The organism is Olsenella profusa F0195, from assembly GCF_000468755.1.
Lineage (GTDB): Bacteria > Actinomycetota > Coriobacteriia > Coriobacteriales > Atopobiaceae > Olsenella_F > Olsenella_F profusa.
Window position 1 is genome coordinate 19,114 of sequence record NZ_AWEZ01000050.1, and the last position, 22,261, is coordinate 41,374.

At 63.2% G+C, this 22,261-nt stretch carries 20 protein-coding genes and 2 tRNA genes; 12 read left to right on the plus strand and 10 right to left on the minus strand.

Translation table 11 applies throughout. The features are described from left to right. Positions 1 to 45 precede the first annotated feature (45 nt). Positions 46 to 786, plus strand: coding sequence for an anti-sigma factor antagonist (locus HMPREF1316_RS07535; RefSeq protein WP_040651860.1), 741 nt, complete (start codon positions 46 to 48; stop codon positions 784 to 786). Between the two features lie 100 nt (positions 787 to 886). Here the strand turns inward: HMPREF1316_RS07535 and HMPREF1316_RS07540 are convergent. Beyond that, positions 887 to 960 (minus strand) — tRNA-Cys (locus tag HMPREF1316_RS07540). 47 nt (positions 961 to 1,007) lie between these two features. Then, positions 1,008 to 1,083 (minus strand) — tRNA-Gly (locus HMPREF1316_RS07545). 213 nt (positions 1,084 to 1,296) lie between these two features. Here HMPREF1316_RS07545 and HMPREF1316_RS07550 point away from each other — a divergent pair. From HMPREF1316_RS07550 to mnmA, 3 genes are read left to right on the plus strand one after another with little or no spacing between them, the layout of a single operon-like run. Then, complete coding sequence (locus tag HMPREF1316_RS07550; RefSeq protein ID WP_040651837.1) at positions 1,297 to 2,175, plus strand: putative ABC transporter permease; 879 nt, start codon at positions 1,297 to 1,299, stop codon at positions 2,173 to 2,175. After that, a complete protein-coding gene (locus HMPREF1316_RS07555; RefSeq protein ID WP_021726422.1) occupies positions 2,168 to 3,406 on the plus strand; it encodes a cysteine desulfurase family protein in 1,239 nt (412 codons plus the stop codon). Before HMPREF1316_RS07550 ends, HMPREF1316_RS07555 begins: the two co-directional genes overlap by 8 nt. A gap of 26 nt (positions 3,407 to 3,432) precedes the next feature. Further along, a complete protein-coding gene (gene mnmA, locus HMPREF1316_RS07560; protein ID WP_415752643.1) occupies positions 3,433 to 4,473 on the plus strand; it encodes a tRNA 2-thiouridine(34) synthase MnmA in 1,041 nt (346 codons plus the stop codon). Positions 4,474 to 4,699: 226 nt separating this feature from the next. Here the strand turns inward: mnmA and HMPREF1316_RS13270 are convergent, their stop codons facing one another. The 3 genes from HMPREF1316_RS13270 to HMPREF1316_RS14090 all read right to left on the minus strand — a co-directional run bounded on the left by HMPREF1316_RS13270 (position 4,700) and on the right by HMPREF1316_RS14090 (position 8,666). Further along, the gene (locus HMPREF1316_RS13270; RefSeq protein WP_021726376.1) at positions 4,700 to 5,668 is read right to left on the minus strand and encodes a hypothetical protein; all 969 of its coding nucleotides are present in this window, start codon (positions 5,666 to 5,668) and stop codon (positions 4,700 to 4,702) included. 367 nt (positions 5,669 to 6,035) lie between these two features. Beyond that, positions 6,036 to 8,015, minus strand: coding sequence for a PTS fructose transporter subunit IIABC (locus tag HMPREF1316_RS07570; RefSeq protein WP_021726384.1), 1,980 nt, complete (start codon positions 8,013 to 8,015; stop codon positions 6,036 to 6,038). A gap of 252 nt (positions 8,016 to 8,267) precedes the next feature. After that, on the minus strand, positions 8,268 to 8,666 hold the full coding sequence (locus HMPREF1316_RS14090; RefSeq protein WP_156901028.1) for a hypothetical protein: 399 nt from the start codon (positions 8,664 to 8,666) through the stop codon (positions 8,268 to 8,270). A gap of 81 nt (positions 8,667 to 8,747) precedes the next feature. Here HMPREF1316_RS14090 and HMPREF1316_RS07580 point away from each other — a divergent pair, with 81 nt between their 5' ends. Continuing rightward, on the plus strand, positions 8,748 to 9,701 hold the full coding sequence (locus HMPREF1316_RS07580) for a hypothetical protein (protein ID WP_040651840.1): 954 nt from the start codon (positions 8,748 to 8,750) through the stop codon (positions 9,699 to 9,701). Here the strand turns inward: HMPREF1316_RS07580 and HMPREF1316_RS15080 are convergent. Continuing rightward, positions 9,649 to 10,209 (minus strand): gamma-glutamyl-gamma-aminobutyrate hydrolase family protein, encoded by a 561-nt coding sequence (locus tag HMPREF1316_RS15080; protein ID WP_084620894.1) that lies wholly within the window; start codon positions 10,207 to 10,209, stop codon positions 9,649 to 9,651. The genes HMPREF1316_RS07580 and HMPREF1316_RS15080 overlap by 53 nt on opposite strands. Positions 10,210 to 10,334: 125 nt before the next feature. Here HMPREF1316_RS15080 and HMPREF1316_RS07585 point away from each other — a divergent pair, with 125 nt between their 5' ends. The 3 genes from HMPREF1316_RS07585 (at position 10,335) to HMPREF1316_RS07595 (ending at position 13,861) form a co-directional block, all read left to right on the plus strand. Next, complete coding sequence (locus HMPREF1316_RS07585) at positions 10,335 to 10,985, plus strand: class I SAM-dependent methyltransferase (RefSeq protein WP_021726427.1); 651 nt, start codon at positions 10,335 to 10,337, stop codon at positions 10,983 to 10,985. A 323-nt stretch (positions 10,986 to 11,308) separates the two neighbouring features. Continuing rightward, on the plus strand, positions 11,309 to 13,279 hold the full coding sequence (gene htpG / locus HMPREF1316_RS07590; protein WP_021726420.1) for a molecular chaperone HtpG: 1,971 nt from the start codon (positions 11,309 to 11,311) through the stop codon (positions 13,277 to 13,279). A gap of 345 nt (positions 13,280 to 13,624) precedes the next feature. Further along, the gene (locus HMPREF1316_RS07595; RefSeq protein ID WP_021726393.1) at positions 13,625 to 13,861 is read left to right on the plus strand and encodes a hypothetical protein; all 237 of its coding nucleotides are present in this window, start codon (positions 13,625 to 13,627) and stop codon (positions 13,859 to 13,861) included. A 73-nt stretch (positions 13,862 to 13,934) separates the two neighbouring features. Here the strand turns inward: HMPREF1316_RS07595 and HMPREF1316_RS07600 are convergent, their stop codons facing one another. Both HMPREF1316_RS07600 and HMPREF1316_RS07605 read right to left on the minus strand, forming a co-directional pair. Then, a complete protein-coding gene (locus HMPREF1316_RS07600; RefSeq protein WP_021726387.1) occupies positions 13,935 to 14,900 on the minus strand; it encodes a 3'-5' exonuclease in 966 nt (321 codons plus the stop codon). Between the two features lie 84 nt (positions 14,901 to 14,984). After that, on the minus strand, positions 14,985 to 15,824 hold the full coding sequence (locus tag HMPREF1316_RS07605; protein ID WP_021726406.1) for a class II glutamine amidotransferase: 840 nt from the start codon (positions 15,822 to 15,824) through the stop codon (positions 14,985 to 14,987). 540 nt (positions 15,825 to 16,364) lie between these two features. Between HMPREF1316_RS07605 and cysK the strand changes: the two genes are divergently transcribed. The 4 genes from cysK (at position 16,365) to HMPREF1316_RS07625 (ending at position 20,856) form a co-directional block, all read left to right on the plus strand. Continuing rightward, the gene (gene cysK / locus HMPREF1316_RS07610) at positions 16,365 to 17,276 is read left to right on the plus strand and encodes a cysteine synthase A (protein ID WP_021726383.1); all 912 of its coding nucleotides are present in this window, start codon (positions 16,365 to 16,367) and stop codon (positions 17,274 to 17,276) included. Between the two features lie 417 nt (positions 17,277 to 17,693). Beyond that, complete coding sequence (locus HMPREF1316_RS13275) at positions 17,694 to 18,770, plus strand: CPBP family intramembrane glutamic endopeptidase (RefSeq protein ID WP_021726423.1); 1,077 nt, start codon at positions 17,694 to 17,696, stop codon at positions 18,768 to 18,770. Between the two features lie 157 nt (positions 18,771 to 18,927). After that, the gene (locus tag HMPREF1316_RS07620; RefSeq protein ID WP_021726402.1) at positions 18,928 to 19,386 is read left to right on the plus strand and encodes a MarR family winged helix-turn-helix transcriptional regulator; all 459 of its coding nucleotides are present in this window, start codon (positions 18,928 to 18,930) and stop codon (positions 19,384 to 19,386) included. Positions 19,387 to 19,758: 372 nt separating this feature from the next. After that, positions 19,759 to 20,856, plus strand: a complete 1,098-nt coding sequence (locus HMPREF1316_RS07625) for a nucleoid-associated protein (RefSeq protein ID WP_040651842.1) — start codon at positions 19,759 to 19,761, stop codon at positions 20,854 to 20,856. Positions 20,857 to 20,863: 7 nt separating this feature from the next. Here HMPREF1316_RS07625 and HMPREF1316_RS07630 read toward each other — a convergent pair whose 3' ends face one another. Both HMPREF1316_RS07630 and HMPREF1316_RS07635 read right to left on the minus strand, forming a co-directional pair. Beyond that, positions 20,864 to 21,643 (minus strand): YaaA family protein, encoded by a 780-nt coding sequence (locus HMPREF1316_RS07630; RefSeq protein ID WP_021726407.1) that lies wholly within the window; start codon positions 21,641 to 21,643, stop codon positions 20,864 to 20,866. A gap of 195 nt (positions 21,644 to 21,838) precedes the next feature. Further along, positions 21,839 to 22,261, minus strand: coding sequence for an RrF2 family transcriptional regulator (locus HMPREF1316_RS07635; RefSeq protein ID WP_021726421.1), 423 nt, complete (start codon positions 22,259 to 22,261; stop codon positions 21,839 to 21,841).

Here is a 22,261-nt window from a genome sequence, read left to right on the forward strand (position 1 = left end):
CACGTTCTCTGATAGATGCTCTCCATGATGGGGAACAAGCACCGTATGGAACGTTCCACCAACATCGCACTCGTTCCCGTGGAGGGGGACGTTGACGTCACGACCGCCCCGTGCCTGCGCCGCATGGTGGATGCCCTTGTAGCGGGGGGGTGTCGACGCATCGTGCTCAACATGGCCGACGTGGGCTATATCGACTCCGCGGGCGTGGGGCTGCTTTTGGGGGAGATGCGCGCCATCCGCTCGCTGGGGGGGCTACTCTCCATCGTCAATGCGAGTCCCTGCGTGATGCATACGCTGCGCATCTGTCGTCTGGTTGACCTCATGCCCGTCTCATGGGTGGGGGAGCGTCGCACGATCGAGGAGCTTGATCCCTCTGCCGAGCCCCTCTGGCGCTGCTCCCTGCGCGTCAACCCCATGGACATGCTCGCAACGCGTGCGGGTGTCAGACGGCGCCTCTCCCATGTTGGCCTTACGTCCGATGAGCTCTTTGACCTTACGCTTGCGGTGGGAGAGGCCATGGGCAATGCCGTTGACCATGCCTGTTGCGAGTGCTCCGCCATCTCCATGGCATGCTACTCGGATCGTGTGGTGGTGGACGTCACGGACTGCGGCTGTGGGTTTGACGCGCGGGAGGTGGCCGCCCGTCCCCACGACGACGTCGAGCGGGGTCGTGGCATCAGGCTCATGCGCCTGCTGACCGATTCGGTGACCATCGCGCGGCGGCCCAGTGGCACGGGGACCATCGTGCGCCTGGTCAAGCTGCTGGGGCAGACGTCCCTGCGGTAAGGGATGCCTTGCATGCGGCACACTGACGGGAGGCTGGCTGCCGACGATGGGACGGGAGATGAGAGAGGGCGACTGCTCACGCAGCCGCCCGACACGTTCTTGGAGGCGAGACCCGGATTCGAACCGGGGATAAAGGCTTTGCAGGCCTCTGCCTTACCACTTGGCCATCTCGCCATGTAACCATATGAAAAAGGCCGAATGAATCCGGCCGGTGCATCGCATGGAGCGGGCTACGGGGTTCGAACCCGCGACCTCCACCTTGGCAAGGTGGCGCGCTACCAACTGCGCCAAGCCCGCGAATGCGAGGAATAATATACGTGAGCCACGATGGCGATGCAAGCCTGAATTGCAAAAAGTTGGGAAACATTTCGTCCCATGCTGTCGAACATGCCACTGTACCTGGCCGGATGGTATGAGAAATTACTATGGGAGCGGGAGGGTGCCCCAGGGCATGGGCTATGCTGGAATCGAGAGAAATGCATACATCCCTGCGAGTATTTCCGGAGGCCCATGCTTACCAGCATCCTGACCCTTCTTGCCCTCATGCTCATCGTGCGTCTCGTGGCCTTTGCCATCCACTGGCTGTGGGCATGGCTCGGACGCGGCAAGGACCTGGCCCATGCGGTTGACCACAAGCGTCTCTCCGAGGAGGCGGTTGCCACCCATCTGAACGGTGAGCGCCTGGCGCGCAGCCAAATCCAAGAAGTGTGGCGCGCGGTCGTCGCGGAGCGCGAGTACTATCTGGACTCCCTGTACTTCGGATGGTATCAGGTGGTGTATCTCTTTCTGATCGGTTCCGTGAGCGGCCTTGTGCTCGAGGAGGCCTGGATGTATGTGACGGCCGGCCTCACGCAGAGCCGTGTGGGGCTGGTGTGGGGGCCGTTCTCGCCGCTGTATGGGGTGGGGACGGTACTGCTGACCCTCGTCGCCTTCCACCTGCGTCGTCGGCATGCCAACCTGGCCACGATCTTTCTCGTGTGCATGGTGGTTGGTGGTGTGCTGGAGCAGGTCACGGGCTGGGGCATGGACCACTTCTTCCATGCGCAGTCGTGGACGTACCTTGCCGAGCCCGACCATATCACACAGTGGGTTGCCTGGCGCTTCCTCTTCTTCTGGGGGGCGTTGGGACTCATCTGGACGAAGCTGATCATGCCCGAGATGCTGTTTCGCATCGGCGAGCCCACCACCGTCAGGCAAGTCGTCTTCGTCAGCCTGCTTGCGCTCTACCTTGCGCTGGACATCTTCATGACGCTCATGGCCTTTCAGCAGCGTGCGGCACGCTATGAGGGCAGGGAGCCACGCAACCAGCTTGAGGAGTGGGTGAGCGACCACTACACGGATTCGTGGATGGCGAGCCGCTTCCAGAATATGGTGATGAGCGGTGACTAGTCAGGCGGCTGGTGCGGATGTTGGTGCCGTGGGCGCATCCGTGCATGGGGCATACCTGGACTATGCCGCGGCGACACCCATGGACCCTGCCGTTGTCGAGGCCATGCTGCCGTGGCTTACGGAGCGATTCTGGAACCCCTCGGCACCGTATGCCCATGCGCGTGAGGCCAAGCGCGCGCTCGAGGAGGCGCGCACGACGCTTGCCCGGGCCATTGGTGCGCGTGCGGATGGGCTGACCCTCACCGCAGGCGCCACCGAGGCCAACAACCTTGCCGTGGCTGCAGCCGATGGGGTCGTGGTCACGGATGCGGCAGAGCATGAGAGCGTGCTGGCGTGCGCCGGTGCACGGCCCCATACGCTTGTGGGCGTGGATGCGCGCTGCCGTGTGGACATGGGTGCCGTCGAGCGCGCCATCACGCCCGAGGTGGGGCTTGTCTCGGTGGGGCTTGCCAATGGCGAAGTGGGCACGGTGCAGCCCATACGGGAGCTCTCCCAGATGGTCGGCCGCGAGCGCGCGCGTCGGCTTGCGGCGGGGGAGCGGCGTCCCATCTGGTTGCATGTGGATGCGTCCCAGGCAGCGGGCCATCTCTCGGTGAACGTGGGCTCGCTCGGTGCGGATCTCATGACCCTCTCGGCAGCCAAGGCCTATGGACCAAAGCAGGTCGGCCTGCTGTGGAGCAGTGACGACGTGCGCCTGCGCCCACTTGTGCTGGGCGGCGGCCAGGAGGGTGGCGTGCGCTCCGGTACGGAGAACGTGGCGGGCGTCGTGGCCTTTGCGCGAGCCCTCGAGCTTGCCGAGGAGATGCGAGGCGTGGAGTCCCGTCGTCTGGCGGGCCTGCGCGATGGGCTGGAGAGCACGCTGATGCGGGCGTTTCCCTGGGCGTGGGTGGCCGGCCCGCGCAGGGGCAAGGGCCGCCTGCCGGGGCTGCTGCACATCAGCTTCCCCCGCCTGGATGCGCGCCGCCTGGTCATCCTGCTCGAGCGTCGGGGCGTGAGCGTGGGGACGGGCTCTGCCTGCGCCGCCAGCAGGATGCGCGTGAGCCACGTGCTCGCGGCCATGGGCGTGCCTGAGGAGGTCGCCGCAGGGAGCTTGCGCATCACTCTCGGTCGGCCCACCACCGAGGCCGAGGTGGCCTATGCCGCCCAGTGCATCACTGAGGTCGTGCGGGATGAGGCGGGACGTCTGGGGCGCTCCGAGAGCGGGCTGCCATGTGGAGGAGGGCACCGGTGAGTGGAGGACAGAAGGTCTACCTGGGCATGAGCGGTGGTGTTGACTCCGCGCTGGCAGCGGCCCTGCTGCAGGAGCGGGGGTACGACGTGCGTGCCGTCTACATGCGCAACTGGAGCCGGGACCTGCCGGGCTTCAGGTGTCGTTGGGCCGACGACCTGGCTGACGCCGAGCGCGTGGCCGTCACGCTGGGCATCCCGCTCGACGTGTGGGACTGCGAGGCAGAGTACAGGGCCACGGTGGTGGACTATCTTGTGGATGCCTATGCGCGGGGCTACACGCCCAACCCCGACGTCATGTGCAACCGGACGGTCAAGTTTGGGACGTTTGCCGATCGGGCCTTCGCCGAGGGGGCAGACCTTGTGGCCATGGGACACTATGCCCAGGTGGTTACGGACGCGGGTGGAACGCGGCTGATGCGTGCGGTGGACGAGCGCAAGGACCAGACGTACTTCCTGTGGCGCGTGGGCGCCTCGGTGCTTGCGCGGACCCTCTTCCCCGTGGGGGACATCGCCAGCAAGGCGGAGGTGCGCCGCAGGTGCGCCGAGCGCGGTCTGGGCGTGGAGGACAAGCCCGACTCGGACGGCATCTGCTTCGTGGGCGAGGTGGGCATCCGCACGTTCCTGCTCGATGCGCTGGAGCGCCGTCCCGGTGACGTCGTGGAGCTGGAGACGGGCCGCGTGCTCGGGCGCCACGAGGGGGCGTTCCTGTTCACCGTGGGCCAGCGCAAGGGGCTCGACCTGGGTGGGGGACCCAGACGCTACGTCGCCTCCACGGACGTGGGGAGCAACGTCGTCTACGTGACGGCGGATCGCGACAGCCCGGCCCTGCTTGCCGATGAGCTGGAGCTGGAGGACACGCGCTGGATTGCGGGGACGCCACCTGTGGCGGGGGCGTATCGGGTACGTTGCCGCCACACGGGTGCGCTCATGGATGCATGGGTTGAGTGTCCCGAGGACGGACATGCGCACGTCCGCTTCGCCCGGACCCAGCGTCGCGTGGCCCCGGGCCAGAGCGTGGTGGTGTACGACGGCCTCACCTGCCTCGGCGGTGGCCTTGTCGCCCGCTAGCCAGCCCGCGGCACCCTGTCGAGTCGTATGCAATCGCGACTCATGTGCCTGCGAGTCGTTCGCAATTTTGTCAGATGGGTCGTTTAAGGAATTGCAGGTAGATTGCGCGCTGTTCCTTTCTCGGTACGAATGAGGAGTGATAATTTGCGAACGACTCGGCAGGGTGACATTGGAAATCGCATACGACTCAGAATCACGACTCGAAACTATGACTCGGAACCACGACTCAAGACGCTGGGGATAGGAGCTCGCGACGGGCGGCATAGATGGCGTTCCAGAACTCGTGATCACTAGGCGGGGGCTTGACACCCAGCCGGGGCGCGACGCGATGGCGTACCAGCTCGTCGAAACGATGGGGATCCATGAAGCGCTTGGTACGCAAGGATATGACCGTAAAGCCCAGTTCCTCAAGCGCGCATCGGCGGTCGTCATCGCGGTCACGTTCCTGCTCGAGGCTGTGATACCTCTTGCTGTCATACTCCATCGCGAGCTTCTTGCAGGGCCAGCAGAGGTCTGGAAGTATATAGGGGGTGTTGAGCAGCGCGTCCCATTGGGTGGGGAGCGAGAACGGTATGTTGAGCTCCGGCTTCGTCAGACCATAGCCGCCTTGCCTGGGCGGGGCGCAGAGCAAGAGGTAGAGCTCGGTCTCTGCCGGGGAGCGCGAGCCCTCACGCGCCAACTCGACCGCACGGCGCATGTGGCCTTTGACGAGAGGCCACCTGAGCTGGGAATAGAAGTGCCGTAACTGAGCTTGCGTCGTTATGGGCTGCACGGCAGACAGATGCCCATCTGGACCCAGAGAGTAGGCTCCCATGAGCTCCATCGCATAGGCAGCTCTCTGCAGCGGCGAGAGCGTGAGCGAGAGCTGCGCAAGCGTGAGCTCGGGAGAGGTTACGTACAGGCCCTCTCCCAGCCGCAGGATCTGCTCGTCCGTGGTCTCATCGGAAAGCAGATGCCCACGGACGTCCTTCCCGCGCATGAGTGCCTCGCGGCTGTGTGAACAGACGTGGAGTGGACGACTGAGCGAACCGACGATGGCCTCTGCTTGGGACAGGTGATCGAGCACGTGCCGCTGCAACCGACACGGGTCCGGCACCTCGTCGATGGCGCATGAGGGCATGGCGGAGAGGGAGCCCTTACGCAAAAGACCCCAGAGCTCGCGTGCGGATGAGTGTGACAGGCAGATGGTTGGCACGGGCGTCCCTATCCTTACGATGTCCCTGCCCGACAGTGTGCAGGGGCTATCTGGCAGAAATGCCCGCAAGACCTGCAGCGTTCTGCACTGACCCGGCGAGCGCACCATGAGCGTCCGAGTTCATCGTGTCTTTGTGGCCATCGTCGTCGAGCCCTGCCCCATTTTTGGCATCTGCCCGCTCCATGCCCTTTTCACATGGAGTTGTATGCAATTTCGCCCCACGTACTTGGGAGTCGTTCGCAAATTATCGGGGGACTTCTTGGGATTCAAGGAAGAGGCAACTCGTGTACCTGCGGCGCTGCAAAAAGGGAGTCGCCCGCAATTGCGAACGACTCCCCCGGAGAGATGCGAGGATTGCGAATGACCCCTACGCCAGGCCGGCCTCCTCGGCGGGCAGCCCCCTCTTCCACACGGAGAGGATCAGCGCGCCAACGATGGAACCAACCACCAGTGCCACAAAGTACATGAGCGGGTGGCCGATGACGGCGATGACCCAGATGCCGCCGTGCGGGGCGGGCAGCGTGCAGCCGAAGGCCGCGGAGAGCGCGCCGGCGACGGCGGAACCCACGATGCAGGAGGGCAGCACGTGGCCGGGATCGGCCGCCGCGTAGGGGATGGCGCCCTCGGAGATGAAGGACAGACCCATGATGTAGTTCACCAGGCCGGCGTCGCGGTCGGCACGGGTCCACCTGTTCTTGAAGAACGTGGTGGACAGGGCGATGACCAGCGGGGGAACCATGCCGCCCGCCATGACGGAGGCCATGATCATCTGGCCGGTGGACCCACCGGGCGAGACGAGTGCCGCCGTGCCAAAGACGTAGGCAGCCTTGTTGAACGGACCGCCCATGTCGATGGACATCATGCCGCCGACGATGGCGCCCAAGAGCACGATGTTGCCCGTGCCCATGCCGTTCAGGAAGTTGGAGAGGCCGGTGTTGATCGCACCAAAGAGTGGATCGAGGATGAGCATGATGACGCCGATGCCCAACACGCCCAAAAGCGGGTAGAGCAGGATGGGCTTGATGCCTTCGAGCGAGGCAGGCAGGTGGTCGCACAGGCGTTCGATGCCCAGTGTGAGGTAGCCTGCCGCAAAGCCCGCGAACAGCGCCGCGATGAAGCCGCCAGAAATGGTGGTCGGTGGGGTCGCCGCATTGATGTTGGCGAGATAGGCCAGGTCATAGCCGGTCTTGGCAAAGAGGCCACCCACGAAGCCGGGCGCGAGGCCGGGCCTGTCGGCGATGGACTCGGCGATGAAGGCCGCAAGGATGGGCAGCATGAGGCCGAAGGCCTCGCCGCCTATCGTCTTGAACAGCGCGGCCGCCGGGATGGTGGAACCATAGGTTCCCGTGCCGGCGGCGCCGATGTCCACGAGGAACGCGATGGCCGTGAGGATGCCGCCGCCGATGACGAAGGGCAGCATGTGGCTCACGCCGTTCATCAGGTGCTTGTAGATCACGTGCCAGGCGGAGTCCTTCTCGCCCGCCGCATCCGTGGAGCCCGCCGACGTGGCCTGGCCCTCCTGCACGGGGGCCTCGTTGTCGAGGATGATCCTGAGGAGCCTCTCGGGCTCCTGGATGCCGGCGGAGACGTTGGTGGAGTACACCCGCTTGCCGGCGAAGCGCGTGCGGTCGACGTTCTTGTCTGCGGCAATGATGATGCCCTTGGCGTGCGCGATCTCCTCGGACGTGAGGACGTTCTTGGCCCCCGCGGAGCCCTGGGTCTCCACCTTCACCTTGACGCCCAGCTCGGCACCCTTCTTCCCCAGGGCCTCGGCGGCCATGTAGGTGTGGGCGATGCCGGTGGGGCAGGCGGTGATGGCCAGGATCTCCGGCAGGTCGGACTCGCCTCTGGGGGCGGCGGCCTGGGTCCTTGCGGCATCCATCTCGTCGCGCTTGGCCTCCGCCGAGTCGATCGTGGCAAGGAGCTCCTGGGGGGTCTTGGCGGTGCGCAGGGCGTCGGCGAACTCGGGGTGCATGAGCAGCTGAGAGAGCTTTGCCAGAATCTGCAGGTGCGTGTTGGCCTCGCCCTCGGGTGCCGCGATCATGAACGCCAACGTTGCCGGCGCCCCGTCCGGGGCGTTCCAGTCCACGCCCTTGGGCATGGTTATGGCGGCAAGGCCGGGCTGCCTGACGGCTGCCGTCTTGGCATGCGGGATGGCAATGCCGTCCCCCACGGCCGTGGAGAACTCCTTCTCGCGTGCGAGGATGGCCTCCTTGTACGCGATCGTGTCGTTGATGTTGCCCGATGCATCCTGCAGGGCGATCAACTGGTCGATCGCGTCCATCTGGTCAGACGGTTCCACCCCAATCCTGATTCCCTCTGGTCTGAGTAGGTCGGTGATCTTCATGCGTATGCCTTCCCTCATTACCTGGCGCGTGGCCAAAGGACAGAAGCGGTTGCCTGGATGCAGGAAACCGCTTCTAGTATGACGCTTTTGAGGAGAGGTGCGCATTCCATCTTGGCATAAGGTGACTCTATGGCGGTAATCGTGGTGTTCGAAGCCTGCATATCCGTTCATTTCGTGCATATTTTCTTTCAGGTTATCTTATAAAGTTGATTACGCATCAGCTACGCTAGAATAAGATGGCCAGTCCGTTCCTCATACAAGGAGATGTATGCCATGGCAGATCAGCCAACCCCCATGGGAGCGCCCGATGCGCCCCAGCAGCCACAGGATGCGCCCCAGCAGCCAGTGCCTCAGCCCGCCCAGCCACCGGCAGGGCAGCCTGGAGGGCAGCCCGCCACGCAGACGGATCAGTCCCAGGATGCGCCCCAGCAGCCCGCCCAGCCCCAAGAGGCGGCCCCTCAGGAACCCATGGACGCCACGACGGTGCAACCCCAACCCACAGGGGTGCCCGGTGCTGCCCCGGCGGACGCTGCACCCGCACAGCCCCAGCCCACAGGGATACCCGACCCTGCCCCCATGGATGCCACGCAGGTGGCGTCTGGTATTGGTGCGCCCTCCCCAGGTGGTTCCGGTGCTCCCGCTGACGCACAAGCTGCTGCTCCCGGTGTTCCCAACGGTCCGGCCGTACCGGACGCATATGCTGCCCCCGGTGCTCCCGCACCCAAGAAGCCGATGAGCAAGGGGCTCCTCGCTGCCATCATTGCAGTGGTCGTGGTGCTCGTGGGCGGTGGCATCTTCCTGCTCGTGCGGAACAACGTCGCACAGCAGGCAGAGGCAAAGATCAAGGACACCGCCAGCTCCATCGTTGAGGCGGATGACAGCCTGCATGGCCTTGATGCCTACGCAAAGATTGACAGCGGCTTTGACACCGACCTTGACACCGATGGCGACCGCAACAAGGTCTCCGATGCTACCTCGGCTCTTGACACTGCCGAGGCAAGCCTGAACGAGGCCAAGCAGTCCGAGTGGGCGTTGAGCGACGCGGACAAGTCGACCATCACTGCGCTTGAGGCGGGCATCCAGTCTCGTAGAGACGCCACGGATACCGTTGGCAAACTCATGGATGCGACTGACCAGGCAAAGACCGTCTCTGATGACGCCAGCACCTTTTTGAATGATTTTGCTGCCGCATATGTTTACCTAGGCTTGGCCGATGACGCCCGTGGACAGGCCATATCCTCAGCAAACAATGGCGGCGGTATGGATACAAGCGCAATAAGCACCTACCTTGACAAGTGCTCAAGCGCGCTTGAGCAGGCAAAGAAGGATTTGGATGCGCTGGAGCAGGATGCGCCGGATGCGGATTTCTCAAGCTATGATGACGTGTGCGGCGCTCTGAGCACAACTGTCGACGATCTCAGCGCGGCCATTGACAAGATGAACCAGGGGGATGTCGATGGGACCAATGCGGCCTTGGGTACCTATTATTCCCAGCGGGATGATCTGGTGAAAAAGGCGAAGGGCATGGAAGGCACCTCGGCCGTGCTCAAAAAGCTGGTCACCGATGGTGACAAGCAAAACGCAAAGAATCTCAAGTCTAACTTTAGCGACATCAAGGGCAACGTGAGTGATCTTATCGATGACGAGCTTGTGGGTGACACCATGGACACCTCGACGTTCGCGTAGACCAAGCTGCCCGAGCGCAACACACGTCAGACAGGGGGAGGCCGTCCACCAGCAGGTGGGCGGCCTCCTTTCCCATGTCCTGCAATCGCGGCGAGTCGCTCGCTGCATGCAGGCTCCCACGAACTGGCGCATGAGTGCGCGCTGCCTTCCGTTGGTTACCCACATGAAGCTCGGGGTGCCATTGCACGGCACAGAGGTAGCGCCTGTTGGGCATCTCGAGCACCAGGCGCACGAGCGCGAGCTCGAAGTCGTCGAGGTTCCTGAAGACGGGGTGCGTCGCGGGAAGGCACCTCTCGCCATAGCGCGCAGGGTCGACGTCCGCGCCACCCGTGAGCAGTAACCTGTCTATACCCTTCAGCAGCTGGCCAAGGTCAGAGGGGCCATCGGTCATGGGGTGTATGACCGACAGCCCGCCCACATGTTGGAGCGCAGGAAAGTAGGCGGGACGAACGCCAATCGTTCCCTCGGTGCTCTCGTAGTGTGGCGTGACTCCTATCAGTGGCTTCATGGCATGTCCCGACTGCCCTTCACGGGGATCGCTCTATTCCACTGCGGCGGGCCGCCCCCGCATGTGCAGGCGGCGCCACTCGAGTAAAATCCCCCCTGGGACCATGATTCCATGGAGGTGGCGGCATGTCAGACCGACTGACGGAACGGCAGATAACCGACGCGGGCAATCCTGCCAAGCCTACGGGCGTCTACGGCGCACGAATGCTGCACCGCATGAACCGCAGCCATGCGGACGTCACCAACTGGGCGCTTGACTTCATCGACTTCTCGAATGTGGCCCATGCCCTCGATATCGGCTGCGGTGGGGGAGCCACCATGGCTCGCCTGCTTGCGCGCATGGGTGGACGGGATGGCACCGTGTGTGGCGTCGACCATTCCGAGATCTCGTGCGAGGAGTCGCGTGCCCTCAATGCCGAGGCGATTGCCGCTGGAAGGGCTGAGGTCCTGCAGGCGGACGTCGAGAGCCTCCCCTTTGCGGACGGGAGCTTTGACGTTGCCGTGACGGTGGAGAGCTTCTACTTCTGGCCTCGTCCCCAGGAGGACCTTGTCGAGGTCGCACGTGTGCTTGCGCCAGGAGCGCACTTCCTGTTGGTGGCAGACGTGTACCAGAAGGATGGTCTTCCCGCGGAGACGCTGGAGAACATTCGCAAGCGCAACCTGACGGTGCTCGCACCCGATGAGTACGAGGCGTCGCTGACTAGGGCGGGGCTCTCGAGTGTCACGGTGCACCTTAGGGACGGTACCACCTGGATTGCCGTCGAGGGCGTGCGCTGAGCGGGGACATCGGTCACCCTTTTGCGGCCCCATCCCCTGTATGGGATGAGAGTTCGCATCCTGACGTGTCCGAGAGCTGCAGGGGGCGCTGCCGTGGGTGCCCTTGGGCGTTGACGCCGACGGGCGCCGCACTCGGGATACGAGATTCTATTCCAGACCTTGCTCCATCGGTGTCGTTTGACGACGGTCACGCCTGGGGCGTCCTAGACTTAAGTGTCATCGCATGAGGTTTTATGCCTCATACCGGTATATGGTGTGCACTTAGGGGTAGGAACACAGGGTGCCGTGTCATATCCACCTCGAGAGAAGGGATTTCGCCAACCGTGAAGCAGTTCAAGACAGAGAGCAAGAAGCTGCTCGACCTCATGATCAACTCGGTCTATACCAACAAGGAGATCTTCCTGCGCGAGTTGATCTCCAATGCGTCTGATGCGCTCGACAAGCTCGCCTTCGAGGCCATCAAGAACCCCGACTTGGGCATCGACCAGTCCGATCTGGCCATTCGCCTGTCGTTTGACAAGGATGCCCGCACCATCACCGTGAGTGACAACGGCGTCGGCATGGGCAAGGACGACCTGGACAAGAACCTGGGCACCATCGCGCACTCCGGCTCCAAGGCCTTCAAGGAGGAGAACGCCGAGCATCAGGGTGATGACATCGACATCATCGGCCAGTTTGGCGTGGGCTTCTACTCGAGCTTCATGGTTGCCGACAAGGTGCGCGTCGTGAGCCGTGCGCTGGGGGCGGATGCCGCCTATGCCTGGGAGTCCGATGGCATCAAGGGCTACACGCTTACCGAGGCCAAGCCCGACGAGCGTGGAGGGGCGAACGACCACGGCACCGACGTGACCCTCTGGCTGCGTGACTCCACCGAGGACGAGGACACGGATCGCTACCTCTCCGAGTGGGGCCTGCGTGACCTCGTGAAGCGCTACTCGAACTATGTGCGCCACCCGGTGCGGATGATGGTCACCAAGAGCCGCGAGAAGCCCAGGCCCGCCGACGCCGGGGACGACTACAAACCCGAGTACGAGAGCTACGAGGAGCTCGAGACCATCAACTCGATGACTCCCATTTGGAAGAAGCGTCAGAACGAGGTCAAGCAGGAGGACTACAACGAGTTCTATCAGTCTACCTTCCATGACTTCGCCGATCCCGCACGCACCATCAGCTTCCACGCCGAGGGTGCCCTCAGCTATGATGCGCTGCTGTTCATCCCCAGCCGGCAGCCCTTCGACCTCTACAGCAAGGACTACGAGAAGGGTCTGGCGCTCTACACTTCCAACGTGCTTATCCAGGAGAAGTGCGCCGACCTTCTGCCCGACTACTACAACTTCGTGCGCGGCGTGGTGGACAGCCCAGACGTCTCGCTCAACATCTCCCGTGAGACCCTGCAGCAGAACTCGCAACTGCGTGCCATCGCCCGCCGTGTGGAGAAGAAGATTCGCTCCGAGCTCGAGGACATGCGCGACAACGACCGCAAGGCCTACGAAAAGTTCTTCGAGAACTTTGGCCGTGGCCTCAAGTTTGGCATCTACAACAGCTATGGGTCGAAGGCGTCCGACCTTGCCGACCTGCTGCTCTTCTGGTCGGCCAAGGAGGGCGGGCAGGTGACCTTCGCCGAATACGCTGCCGCCATGCCCGAGGGGCAGAACAAGGTCTACTTTGCCTCCGGCGACTCCCGCGAGCGCCTGGAGCAGGTGCCCGCCGTGCGCTCTGCCCTCGACCATGGCTTTGACGTGCTGCTCTGTACGCAGGACGTGGACGAGTTCATGTTCCAGGTGATGCATGTCTATCACCAGGCCGCCGTTGCCGGTGACTCCGAGCACAAGGGCACCGACGAACGTGACCTCGAGCTTGCGAACGTCGCCAGCGCCGACCTCGACCTCGCGACCGAGGACGAGAAGAGGGAGGCCGAGAAGGCCACCGAGGACAACAGGGGCCTCTTTGATCAGCTTAAGGAGGACCTGGGCGACAAGGTGTCCGCCGTACGCGTGGCCGCGGGTCTAGGCGATGCTCCGGCAGCGATCGCCGCCGAGGGTCCCGTCTCCCTCGAGATGGAGCGCGTCATCAGTCAGGGGCCCGAGGCGCAGAGCGCTCCCAAGGCGCAGCGCGTGCTGCAGCTCAACGCAGCCCACCCCGTCTTCGGGAAGCTCAAGGCCGCCCAGGACGCCGGCGACAAGGACCGCCTCAAGCTGCTGGGTTCCATCCTCTACGATCAGGCGCTGCTTGTCGAGGGGCTGCCCATCGACGACCCGGTCGCATTTGCCCGCAACGTCACCGAGCTGATGTAAGCCATCGACACGTTCCACCGAGTCACATGGCCGCCCATCCCTGGATGGTCGGCCATGTTCGATCGTCTCCCGGGCCGTCACATGTGTGGATACCTTGCATGTCCCTGTCTATATGGGGAGGCATGCGCGATGGGATGTCGAGAAAGGTGCGGTGACATCGGCGGGCTTTAGATATGCCGAGACACGTCATTCAATGTGGTTTCTTGCATTTGTGTTGCAAGGCAGCATTACCCGCGAAATTTGATACCATAGGAGAAAATAATCCTCTAGACGGTTTATTTTTCCGGCGAAGGCTTGTTTTGTCCGTAAACGTGAGTGCAGTCAACTGAGGGATTGGAAGGTATCATGCGCAAGGTTAAGACGTTCCAGGGCAAGCGCCACACGTACGACACGGCCACCTCTACCGAGGTCGCCAGCCGCAGCTTTGGCGAGTTTGGCGATCCGGCAGGTTATGAGGAGACCCTCTACAAGACCAAGCAGGGCCTGTACTTCGTCGTTGGCGCCGGTGGCGCCGACTCTCCGTATCCCACGGAGGACGTCAAGCCTCTTGCCAAGAAGGAGGCCGAGGCCTTCGAGGCCTAGGCTACGCACATGCTCGTACGAGGGGGCGGACGGGGTGCTTTCCTTCCGCCCCCTCCGTGCCCTGCGACCAGCACTACGCAAACATGTTGCGTTCCATGAACTCTGCCTGTACCGTGCGGAACATGAGGTCGACGTCCTCGAGGCCCAGATGGGTCTCCTGCTGGTTGGCATCCAGGGTGCCGCGGCGGCGCGCCCAGCTCTCCAAGGCGGCAGGGCGCGAGTCGCGGGGGAGCATGCGGTACTCAGGGTCGATGCGCCGGCAGATGTCGCGTGTGTCTATGGGCACGATCTTGCCGGCCTTGCGTGCCTCGGCGTAGCCGTCGATGGTGAGTATGAACCATGAGTCCTCGAATGCGGCATTGTGTGCCATGAACGGATAGGTCTCAAGCGTGGTCAGGAGGGCCCGCTGCATCTTCCCATTGGAGCGCAGGGGCTTCTTGTCGGCAATGTCATCCCAGGTGATGTGGTGCACAAACGAGAGGGGGATGCCCGTCTTCCTGTACATCTCGGGAATGCCGCAGTAGGCGCTGAAGGGGTGCTCGGGCCTTGCCCGTGCCGAGAGCTCCATGAACTCCAGGCCGACATTGAGCACATAGCCGCGGCCGGGGTCGCGCTCGGTCGTCTCGATGTCGATGCCGCACACCATGCCCGAAACGGGAGCCTCCACATAGGCGATGCCCAAGTCCACACAGTTGGGGCCTGCCGTCTTGGCCACCTCGTCCTCGCTGCGGTGCTGCATCCGTGCAACGGCACGAATGAGGTCCTCGTCCGAGAGGCGTTTGGAGAGCATGGCAGGGGAGACGTTGCGCAGGCGATCGATGCCGTAGCTGTCACAGGCGGTGCGGTTGCGATCGGCAAGGCCTCTCACGAGGTCATACGAGAAGGGCTCCTGCCCGAGTGGCGCTTCCCACCAGGCGGCCGAGAGAAGCTCCATGGCCTCCTCGTTGCGCTCGCGCTCGGCCGTGAGCGTGGCGTCATCCGCCACGAATCCTGGAAAGACGAAAGCGCTCGCATGCTCCAGTGCCTGACTCAGGTTCATATGCATCCCCCGTCGTTCGAAGACCCGCCAATCACATCAAGTGTAGCCTGTGCGACAGGGAAGCGCTTGGCAAGTGGACGCCCCTTAGGCACTCAGGGCCTGGGGGGCCTCCTGTGGGTTCCAGAGACTGCCCGTGAGCGCCTTCCGTGCCTCGAGGAGCGCCTCGCAGAACACGTTGCCATGCGGCACGCTTGCGCGCACGAGCCGGCCATTGCGATAGGCAAGGAGCCGGTAGCGCGGAACCGGCTTCCACAGGGCCTTCTCATCGTCGGTGCCCAGGGGTGTGGTGGCAAAGAGGAGCGTGTCATCCTTGGGCTGGAAGCAGTAGAGCGTCGTGCTCGATGTGTTGGTGTGCACGTAGGTATAGCTGCCGTCGTCCAAGACGAGGTTAAGCTTGTTGAGGTTTCCCAGCTGTGTGATGGAGCCTGCCAAAGCCGAGAAGGTCTGGTCAAAGCCCAGGTTGCCACCTGCGCGCAGCACGGCCTCGTTGATGATGTCCATCAGGAACAACGACATGCGCTCGGAATCCGTCTGGCCGGCCGTGCGCTCCTCATATCCCCAGAGCATGCCCTCATTGAACAGGATGCCATTGTGGATGAGCGTCCAGTCGCGCCCCATGATGTCCGTCTGCAGGAAGGGGTGGCAGTTGGGCTCGGAAAGGGCTCCGCAGGTGGCATTGCGGATGTGCGCCTGCATATGGCGCGCCACGATGGGCTCTCTGAGCAGTGTGGGAAGCAGGGACGATGCGTATGCGGGAACGGGCTCGCGCCAGAGCCGCACGTTGTCCTGTGAGGCGGGGACGGCGTCGTCACGATAGGTGAGGCCCCATCCATGGGGATGCTGGCGGCTGTGGGTGTAGAACTCAGCGAGATAGGGGCTGGCATTTATGGGTGAGGCCGCATTGACGGCAAACAGCTCGCACATGAGAGGAATCCTTCTTGGACGGTACGTACGGACGGTGGTGGATGGCTGACAGGCAACACGTGCAACAGATACGGCGGTGCATGCCCATGACCGTCTCCTCCCGTATGCATTCGGCATTCCTGCTCAGTGTACCCCATGCGTCAGGATATGCCGTTACGTCTTTGTTGCGCCGCATCGACGTTTCCTATCACAGGCGTACGCATATGACTATACCCCTGCGACGAGTAATTCCTACCATTTTGCTTGACATTGCAGGGGTCGGGTCATAGATTGTCTTCCAGGAGCATAGGACATCGATCGACAAGGGGAGAGGAGCATGCCCGTGCGTCAGTGCATCGCACCATGTTGTTGTACGCCCGCGCTCCCTTCGCCGTGTCGCACGGATGTTCGTAGCATACGCTAGCCTGCATCCGGTCGGGCGCCATGCCCCTCACTCAGACACAGGTTGAACGGGACGCCGTAGCGTCCCTTTTTTGTGGGCGTCCTGCTCGGCTGGTCATAGGTTCAAGTTGGGAACGCATGTCATTTGGAGGAAGCACCATGAAGTATGCAAGCAAGGTAGAGTCCGTCATTGGTTCCACGCCCCTCATCGATCTCTCGGTCCTCGCAGATGGCGCGGCCACCGTCCTGGGCAAGTACGAGGCAACGAACCCCGGTGGATCCGTGAAGGATCGTATCGCCAAGGCCATGGTCGACGCTGCCGAGGGGGACGGCAGCCTCAGGCCCGGCGGCACCATCATCGAGCCTACGAGCGGCAACACCGGTGTCGGGCTGGCGATGATCGCGGCCGAGCGCGGCTACAGGATGGTGCTCGTCATGCCCGAGACCATGTCCATCGAGCGGCGCAAGCTTGCTGCCAGCTACGGTGCGCAGATCGTGCTCACGCCGGGTCCCGAAGGCATGACCGGTGCCGTCAGGCGGGCCGACGAGCTCAAGGACGAGACCCCCGGCGCCATCGTCGCTGGCCAGTTTGTGAACCCCGCGAACCCCGAGGCCCACTACAAGACCACGGGCCCCGAGGTCTGGACCGACACCGATGGCACGGTCGATGCCTTCGTGGCCGGTGTCGGCACGGGCGGTACCGTGAGCGGTGCCGGTAGGTACCTCAAGGAACGGAGGTCCTCGGTGAGGGTCGTTGCCGTCGAGCCGGCGGAGAGCCAGGTGCTTGCCGGCAAGCCCTCTGGATCCCATCGCATCCAGGGAATCGGTGCCGGCTTCGTGCCCAAGACCTACGATGCGTCCGTGGTCGACGAGGTCGTCCCCATCTCCTCCGATGATGCGATTGACGTCAAGAAGCGCCTGGCGAGCGAAGTGGGGCTGCTGGTGGGCATCAGCTCCGGCGCTGCGGTGGCCGCAGCGGTGGTGCTGGCACGTCGTCCCGAGTGCGCGGGCAAGACCATCGTGGCCATCCTGCCCGATACGGGCGAGCGCTACCTGTCCATGGATCTGTAGGCGTGTCCGGCCGCGGACGGCGGTCGCATCACCGTGGGGCACGCCCGCATTCGACTCGCGGGAAGGGACGCGGGCGCGCCCCATTCCATTTCGTTCGATTTTCCCAGTCGACGGATTGGTCAACAACGGGTATCCTAGCCGCAGGTGAAAGGAGCATGTGTGGATACCCAGTCTCAACCTCAGCCACAGCCAGACGCACGACAGCCCGTTGGCATGGGCATGCAGCAAGGCGCGCCCGTCCTGCAGCAACCCCCACAGTGGTATGTCGGGCCTCAGGCTCAGCCCCCCCGGGAATGGCTCGCTGCACAGACGTGCCAGGTACAACCCCAACCCCAACCCCAACCCCAACCGGGATGCCCATCTCAAGCCCAGCCACAGCCCGGCTGCCAGGCGCCCGTTTCTCCTCCGCAACAGCCTATGCCGCAGCAGACGATGGCGTATCAGGCACCCGTCCCGTTGCAGCAGAACCAACAGGTTCCCTGCCAACAGGCCTATTGGCAGCCACAGCAAGCGTACCAGCAGCCCATTCCACAGGCCCAGTCCTGCCAGCAAGCCGCCTACCCGCAGCCCTACCAGCAGGCTCCTGGCCCCTACCAGGCGTATCAGCCGGTCTATCAGCAGCAGGTGCCCGTAGCCATTCCCATTGCACCACGCAAGCCAAGGTCAGGCTGGGGTAGGCTCATCGGCGGCCTGCTCCTGGGCTTTGTCGCCTATCTCGGCGGCGCTCTCGTCGGTCTCCTCATCTCGTGGGCGACAGGGGCTGACTACCTGCTTACGATCGAGGTGTCCTGTGCCGTCGTCGCCTCCCTCTGCTGTCTGATGCTTGGCGGCAGGCAGCTGCTCACGTGGGACAGGGCGACCTTCAGGGAGTGCTTCTCTAGGCTGTGGTGGATGTTCATCCCCATTCTGTTCTTCGTTCAGTTGATGCTTATTTCCTCTCTGGCAGAGGGCAGCACCCTTGATCCAAACTGGCCCCTCAATATTCTCTACCTGCTTGTCTTCACGACAGCCGTTGGACTCTTCGAGGAGGCGCTCTTCAGGGGACTCCTGCTCCATGGCCTTCTTGCGCGCATGGGCACCAACCAGCGAGGCGTCATCGGCGCCCTGGTCATCTCGTCACTGCTCTTTGGCATGGCACACATCTCGCCGGGCAATGTCGACTTTGGCGATGGCCTGCAGGTTGCCCAGGCAATCCTCAAGATCTGTCAGGCCGGGTTGCTGGGCTTTGTGTTCGCTGCGTTTTCGGCCAGGCAGAATAGGATTTATGGCGTTGGCCTCATGCACGCGCTAACCGACTTCCTCATCATGTTTGTGCCTGATGCCCTCATGGGCCCCATGGTGGAGACCAGCTATGTGTCAGATGGCAGCGATGGTGGCGTCATCATCGTCATGTACCTTGTGTACATTGCCCTGTACCTGCCAGCCGCCATCATGGCCTGGCGTTCGCTCAAGGGATCCCCGCAACCGTTGAGGGGGGCATTCTATCATGCCTAGGGCCTGTACCTGCCAGACGCCTGGATTACGGGGGTCACCCCTAACGTGTAGGCTTTTTGGTAGGAGTACAGATTTCTAGCAATTATGCGGTGAAAGGGTAGTGGATTTGTGTATAGTTGAGATGTCAGTGTCAAAATAGGAGCGCGAGGAACATATTATGACCGACAAGTTCGAGAATTTCGTGGGCACCATTTCACGGGCCAGTAAGGCAATCAACCGCATCAAGGGTCAAGAGATGGGCCAGTTTGGTCTCAAGGGCACTGACTCCATGTGCCTGTACTATCTTGGCAAGAACAATGGGGGTGCCACATCCGCCGAGCTGTCCCGCCAGATCGGCGTTGATCGTGCGGCGGTCTCCCGTATGGTGACGCGCTTGGAGAACAGTGGGTTTGTGAAGACGGTGCTCAGCCCCCAGGGGAAGAACTACCGCAGCCCCATCGTGCTTACCAAGAAGGGGGAGGCGGCAACCGAGCGCATAAACAGCATCGTGCGCGTCGTGGTGGAGCGTGCGATCGACAACATTCCTGAGGACGAGCGCGCGGCCATGTACGCCTCCCTCAATGGCATCATTGCCAACTTGGAGAAGCTCGCGAACGAGTACAGGGCGAGGACATAGGTCCCGTGCATGCCGCACGGTGGCAGGTGAGCGAAAAGGCCCCAAGTGCGTGCCGATATCGAGGCGCAAGGCGGGTTCGTTGGGAAATCGGGAGTCATCTGACGCCTTCGCAAATCTCATTCCTGGGCTTTTCTTCGTCCATGGATGCCACTGGCGTGTCGTGCACACACAATCGAGCACGCACTTGGGGCCTTTTCGCTCCGCCAAGAATCATGCCCACCCGCATAGCGGGTGGCCTTGGGTATCGCGCAAAGAATGTACGGCACAGGGTTGAAGGCTCTGTCGTTCATCGCCCCGCTTGTGCGTCGCGCCGTCTGCGGGGCATGCGGTATCCTGTGGCGCCGCTGCTCACGAGGGGGATGATGAATCGCCATGATGCACGTAGATCATGCCATCCTGCACGCATTTGACGTTGATACGGGCTCTGCCTATCTGAGTGACCGGGAACTCGATCTGGGCGAGCGCCAGGTGAAGTCATACGTGCAGCGCAGCATGCGCCGGATCGTCTCGTCCGCCGAGAGCCGCCATGGGGTGTTCGAGGGGGAGAACCCCCTGGCTGACGCATTGGAGTCGTATGCCGGCGGCTCGTCCGGCTTCATCGAGGTCTCCCGACAGCTGGCACAGGTGTTCTGGGAGGAGCTGCGTCGCTGCGATGAGCTCGAGCAGGCCGACCTCCTGCTCGCCGACTTCACGGACACCCAGGGTCTAGGGGAGCATGCCAAGGAGATGGGGGAGGGCCAGGTGGCGCAGGCCATGGCCGCTGCCTTAGTCCCTGCGGATGTGGAGGATCTTTCCGTGCGGTACGTTGGGGCCATCTTGCTGCCACGCAAGCTGGCCTTCGTGCATGACCTGGGGTCTGATGGCTCGGGCATTGCGGACAACGAGATTCTGCGCCAAGATGCCACACTGCCCAATCCCACGCAGAAGTTCGATACCTATCTGCTTGTCAACCTGGCTGATGGGTCCATCGACTTCCATGACCGCGAGCGCGCGCAGGGTGGCCGCGCGCTGAGCATCATCGCAGAGTGCATCCTGCGGTGTAGCCCCCAGGCGTCAAGCAGGGAGGTCGTGCAGCATGTGGAGCGTATCGTGGAGGAGGTTGCCCAGGCGTATGGCACCAATGCGGTCGAAGCCGTGGCACAGGCCAAGCACATGGTTGCCTCGAGTGCCGAGCGCGAGGAGTCCTTCTCGCCGGCCGAGGTGGGGCGCGCCGTCTTCGAGGGCCAGCCACAGCTGCGCGAGCGCTACGAGCAGGCCACGCGCGAGGAACGCCTGCCCGAGGAGGTACCCGTGCGACGCTCGGCCGCGAGGCGCATCACGAAGAGCCATCGCATCAAGACCGACACGGGCATAGAGATCAGCTTCCCCAGCGAGTACGCGGCCGATGCCAACTTCATCGAGTTCACGAGCGATGCCGAGGGCATGGTGTCCATCCTCATCAAGAACGTGACGCATATCGAGAACAGGTAGGGCCGCGCTATGCACGTCCGAAGACCCAAACATCATCGGTCGAGCGCTGGGGACTGAAGGCGTAGCCACGCTCGGAGAAGCTCCTGAGCTCGCGGACATCCCCCAGCTGGCGCTCTGCCGCCCACCGCACCAGGCTGCCGCGTGCGGCCTTTGCCTCGGTGGACCCTTGCAACAGCCTGCCATCGCGCGGGCGGATGGTGCCGAAGAAGCAGGTGAGCAGCTGGGGCCCATCGGGCAGGACATGCGGCACGATGGTCCTGGCATATTCGACTGACGCAACATTGACGATGGTCGTCACCTGTGGCTCGCAGGCGATGGCGTCGTACAGGCGGCCGCCCCAGAACTCATAGAGGTCGCGCGCGCCTCCGACGGGCAGCTTGGCCTGCATCTCCAGACGATAGGGAGCGACGCCATCGAGGGGCCGCAGGATGCCATACAGCCCTGAGAGGATGCGCAGATGATGCTCGAGCCAGCCGAGCTGGACGGTGTCCATGACACCTGCGGCAAGGTGCGTGTATTGGATGCCCTGGTACGCGCAGGCTGCCGGCGTGAGGGCGGCGGGATCTCGGTGCAGCTCGTCGGGCAGCGCCTGGGTGCGTGCCCATGCCTCGTCGGCGAGCCTGTCCGAGCACCTCCAGATGCGTTGTGCCTCGGCGCGCCCCAGGGAGCGGAGCTCCCCTGCGAGCACGAGCGCCTCGCCCAGCAGCCGCGGGCGCTGGGTGGCGCACGGCTCGTCCCCACTGACGAGCATCCTCTTTGCGGGGGAGACGATGATGCGGAATCCCATGGCCCCTCCCTATGCCGCCTCGTCTGTTTCGATGTTGGTTTCTGGAACGGAATCTCGTATCGTGAGGCTCTTGCATCTCAGAATACGAGAGGCTGTCCCAGAGGCGCGAACGTGTGACTCTCTTCCCTAGTGTATGGGCCTTGCCATCGGATGGCACGCTTGGAGGCTCTACGAAGGCGACTGACCCACCACGCGTCAGTCACCTTCGCTCTGCGGCCGTGTGATGTCGGCAAGTGTTCGGCTGTCCAAGAACTCTGCGGTCATCGCGCCCAGATCGCGCCACATGCCCACGGTGAGACAGGTGGTCACCTGTGGGCATATCTCGTCATTGGTGCAATCCAGGCACGCCACGGGAGCAAGCGAACCCTCGGCGGCGCGCAAGATCTGTCCCAGAGTGTACTCCTCGGGCCTGCGTGTCAGACGATAGCCGCCGCCCTTGCCGCGTGCGCTTTCCACGAGCTTTGCCCTATGCAGCAGCGAGACCACCTGTTCGAGGTACTTGCGCGAGATGCCCTGCCGCTTCGAGACGTCCCCGAGCGATACCCAGCCTGGGTGCGTCGCAAGGTCGCTCATGATGCGCAGGGCATAGCGTCCCTTTGTGGAGAACATGCCGGCCAT

Excerpts from the sequence above, each read along its gene's own strand:
- HMPREF1316_RS07535 (WP_040651860.1), top strand. The coding sequence starts at position 46 with ATGGAACGTTCCACCAACATCGCACTCGTTCCCGTGGAGGGGGACGTT.
- HMPREF1316_RS07550 (WP_040651837.1), top strand. The coding sequence starts at position 1,297 with ATGCTTACCAGCATCCTGACCCTTCTTGCCCTCATGCTCATCGTGCGT.
- mnmA (WP_415752643.1), top strand. The coding sequence starts at position 3,433 with ATGAGCGGTGGTGTTGACTCCGCGCTGGCAGCGGCCCTGCTGCAGGAG.
- HMPREF1316_RS07570 (WP_021726384.1), bottom strand. The coding sequence starts at position 8,015 with ATGAAGATCACCGACCTACTCAGACCAGAGGGAATCAGGATTGGGGTG.
- HMPREF1316_RS07580 (WP_040651840.1), top strand. The coding sequence starts at position 8,748 with ATGAGCAAGGGGCTCCTCGCTGCCATCATTGCAGTGGTCGTGGTGCTC.
- HMPREF1316_RS15080 (WP_084620894.1), bottom strand. The coding sequence starts at position 10,209 with ATGAAGCCACTGATAGGAGTCACGCCACACTACGAGAGCACCGAGGGA.
- HMPREF1316_RS07585 (WP_021726427.1), top strand. The coding sequence starts at position 10,335 with ATGTCAGACCGACTGACGGAACGGCAGATAACCGACGCGGGCAATCCT.
- HMPREF1316_RS07595 (WP_021726393.1), top strand. The coding sequence starts at position 13,625 with ATGCGCAAGGTTAAGACGTTCCAGGGCAAGCGCCACACGTACGACACG.
- HMPREF1316_RS07600 (WP_021726387.1), bottom strand. The coding sequence starts at position 14,900 with ATGAACCTGAGTCAGGCACTGGAGCATGCGAGCGCTTTCGTCTTTCCA.
- HMPREF1316_RS07605 (WP_021726406.1), bottom strand. The coding sequence starts at position 15,824 with ATGTGCGAGCTGTTTGCCGTCAATGCGGCCTCACCCATAAATGCCAGC.
- cysK (WP_021726383.1), top strand. The coding sequence starts at position 16,365 with ATGAAGTATGCAAGCAAGGTAGAGTCCGTCATTGGTTCCACGCCCCTC.
- HMPREF1316_RS13275 (WP_021726423.1), top strand. The coding sequence starts at position 17,694 with ATGCCGCAGCAGACGATGGCGTATCAGGCACCCGTCCCGTTGCAGCAG.
- HMPREF1316_RS07620 (WP_021726402.1), top strand. The coding sequence starts at position 18,928 with ATGACCGACAAGTTCGAGAATTTCGTGGGCACCATTTCACGGGCCAGT.
- HMPREF1316_RS07625 (WP_040651842.1), top strand. The coding sequence starts at position 19,759 with ATGATGCACGTAGATCATGCCATCCTGCACGCATTTGACGTTGATACG.
- HMPREF1316_RS07630 (WP_021726407.1), bottom strand. The coding sequence starts at position 21,643 with ATGGGATTCCGCATCATCGTCTCCCCCGCAAAGAGGATGCTCGTCAGT.
- HMPREF1316_RS07635 (WP_021726421.1), bottom strand. The coding sequence starts at position 22,261 with ATGGCCGGCATGTTCTCCACAAAGGGACGCTATGCCCTGCGCATCATG.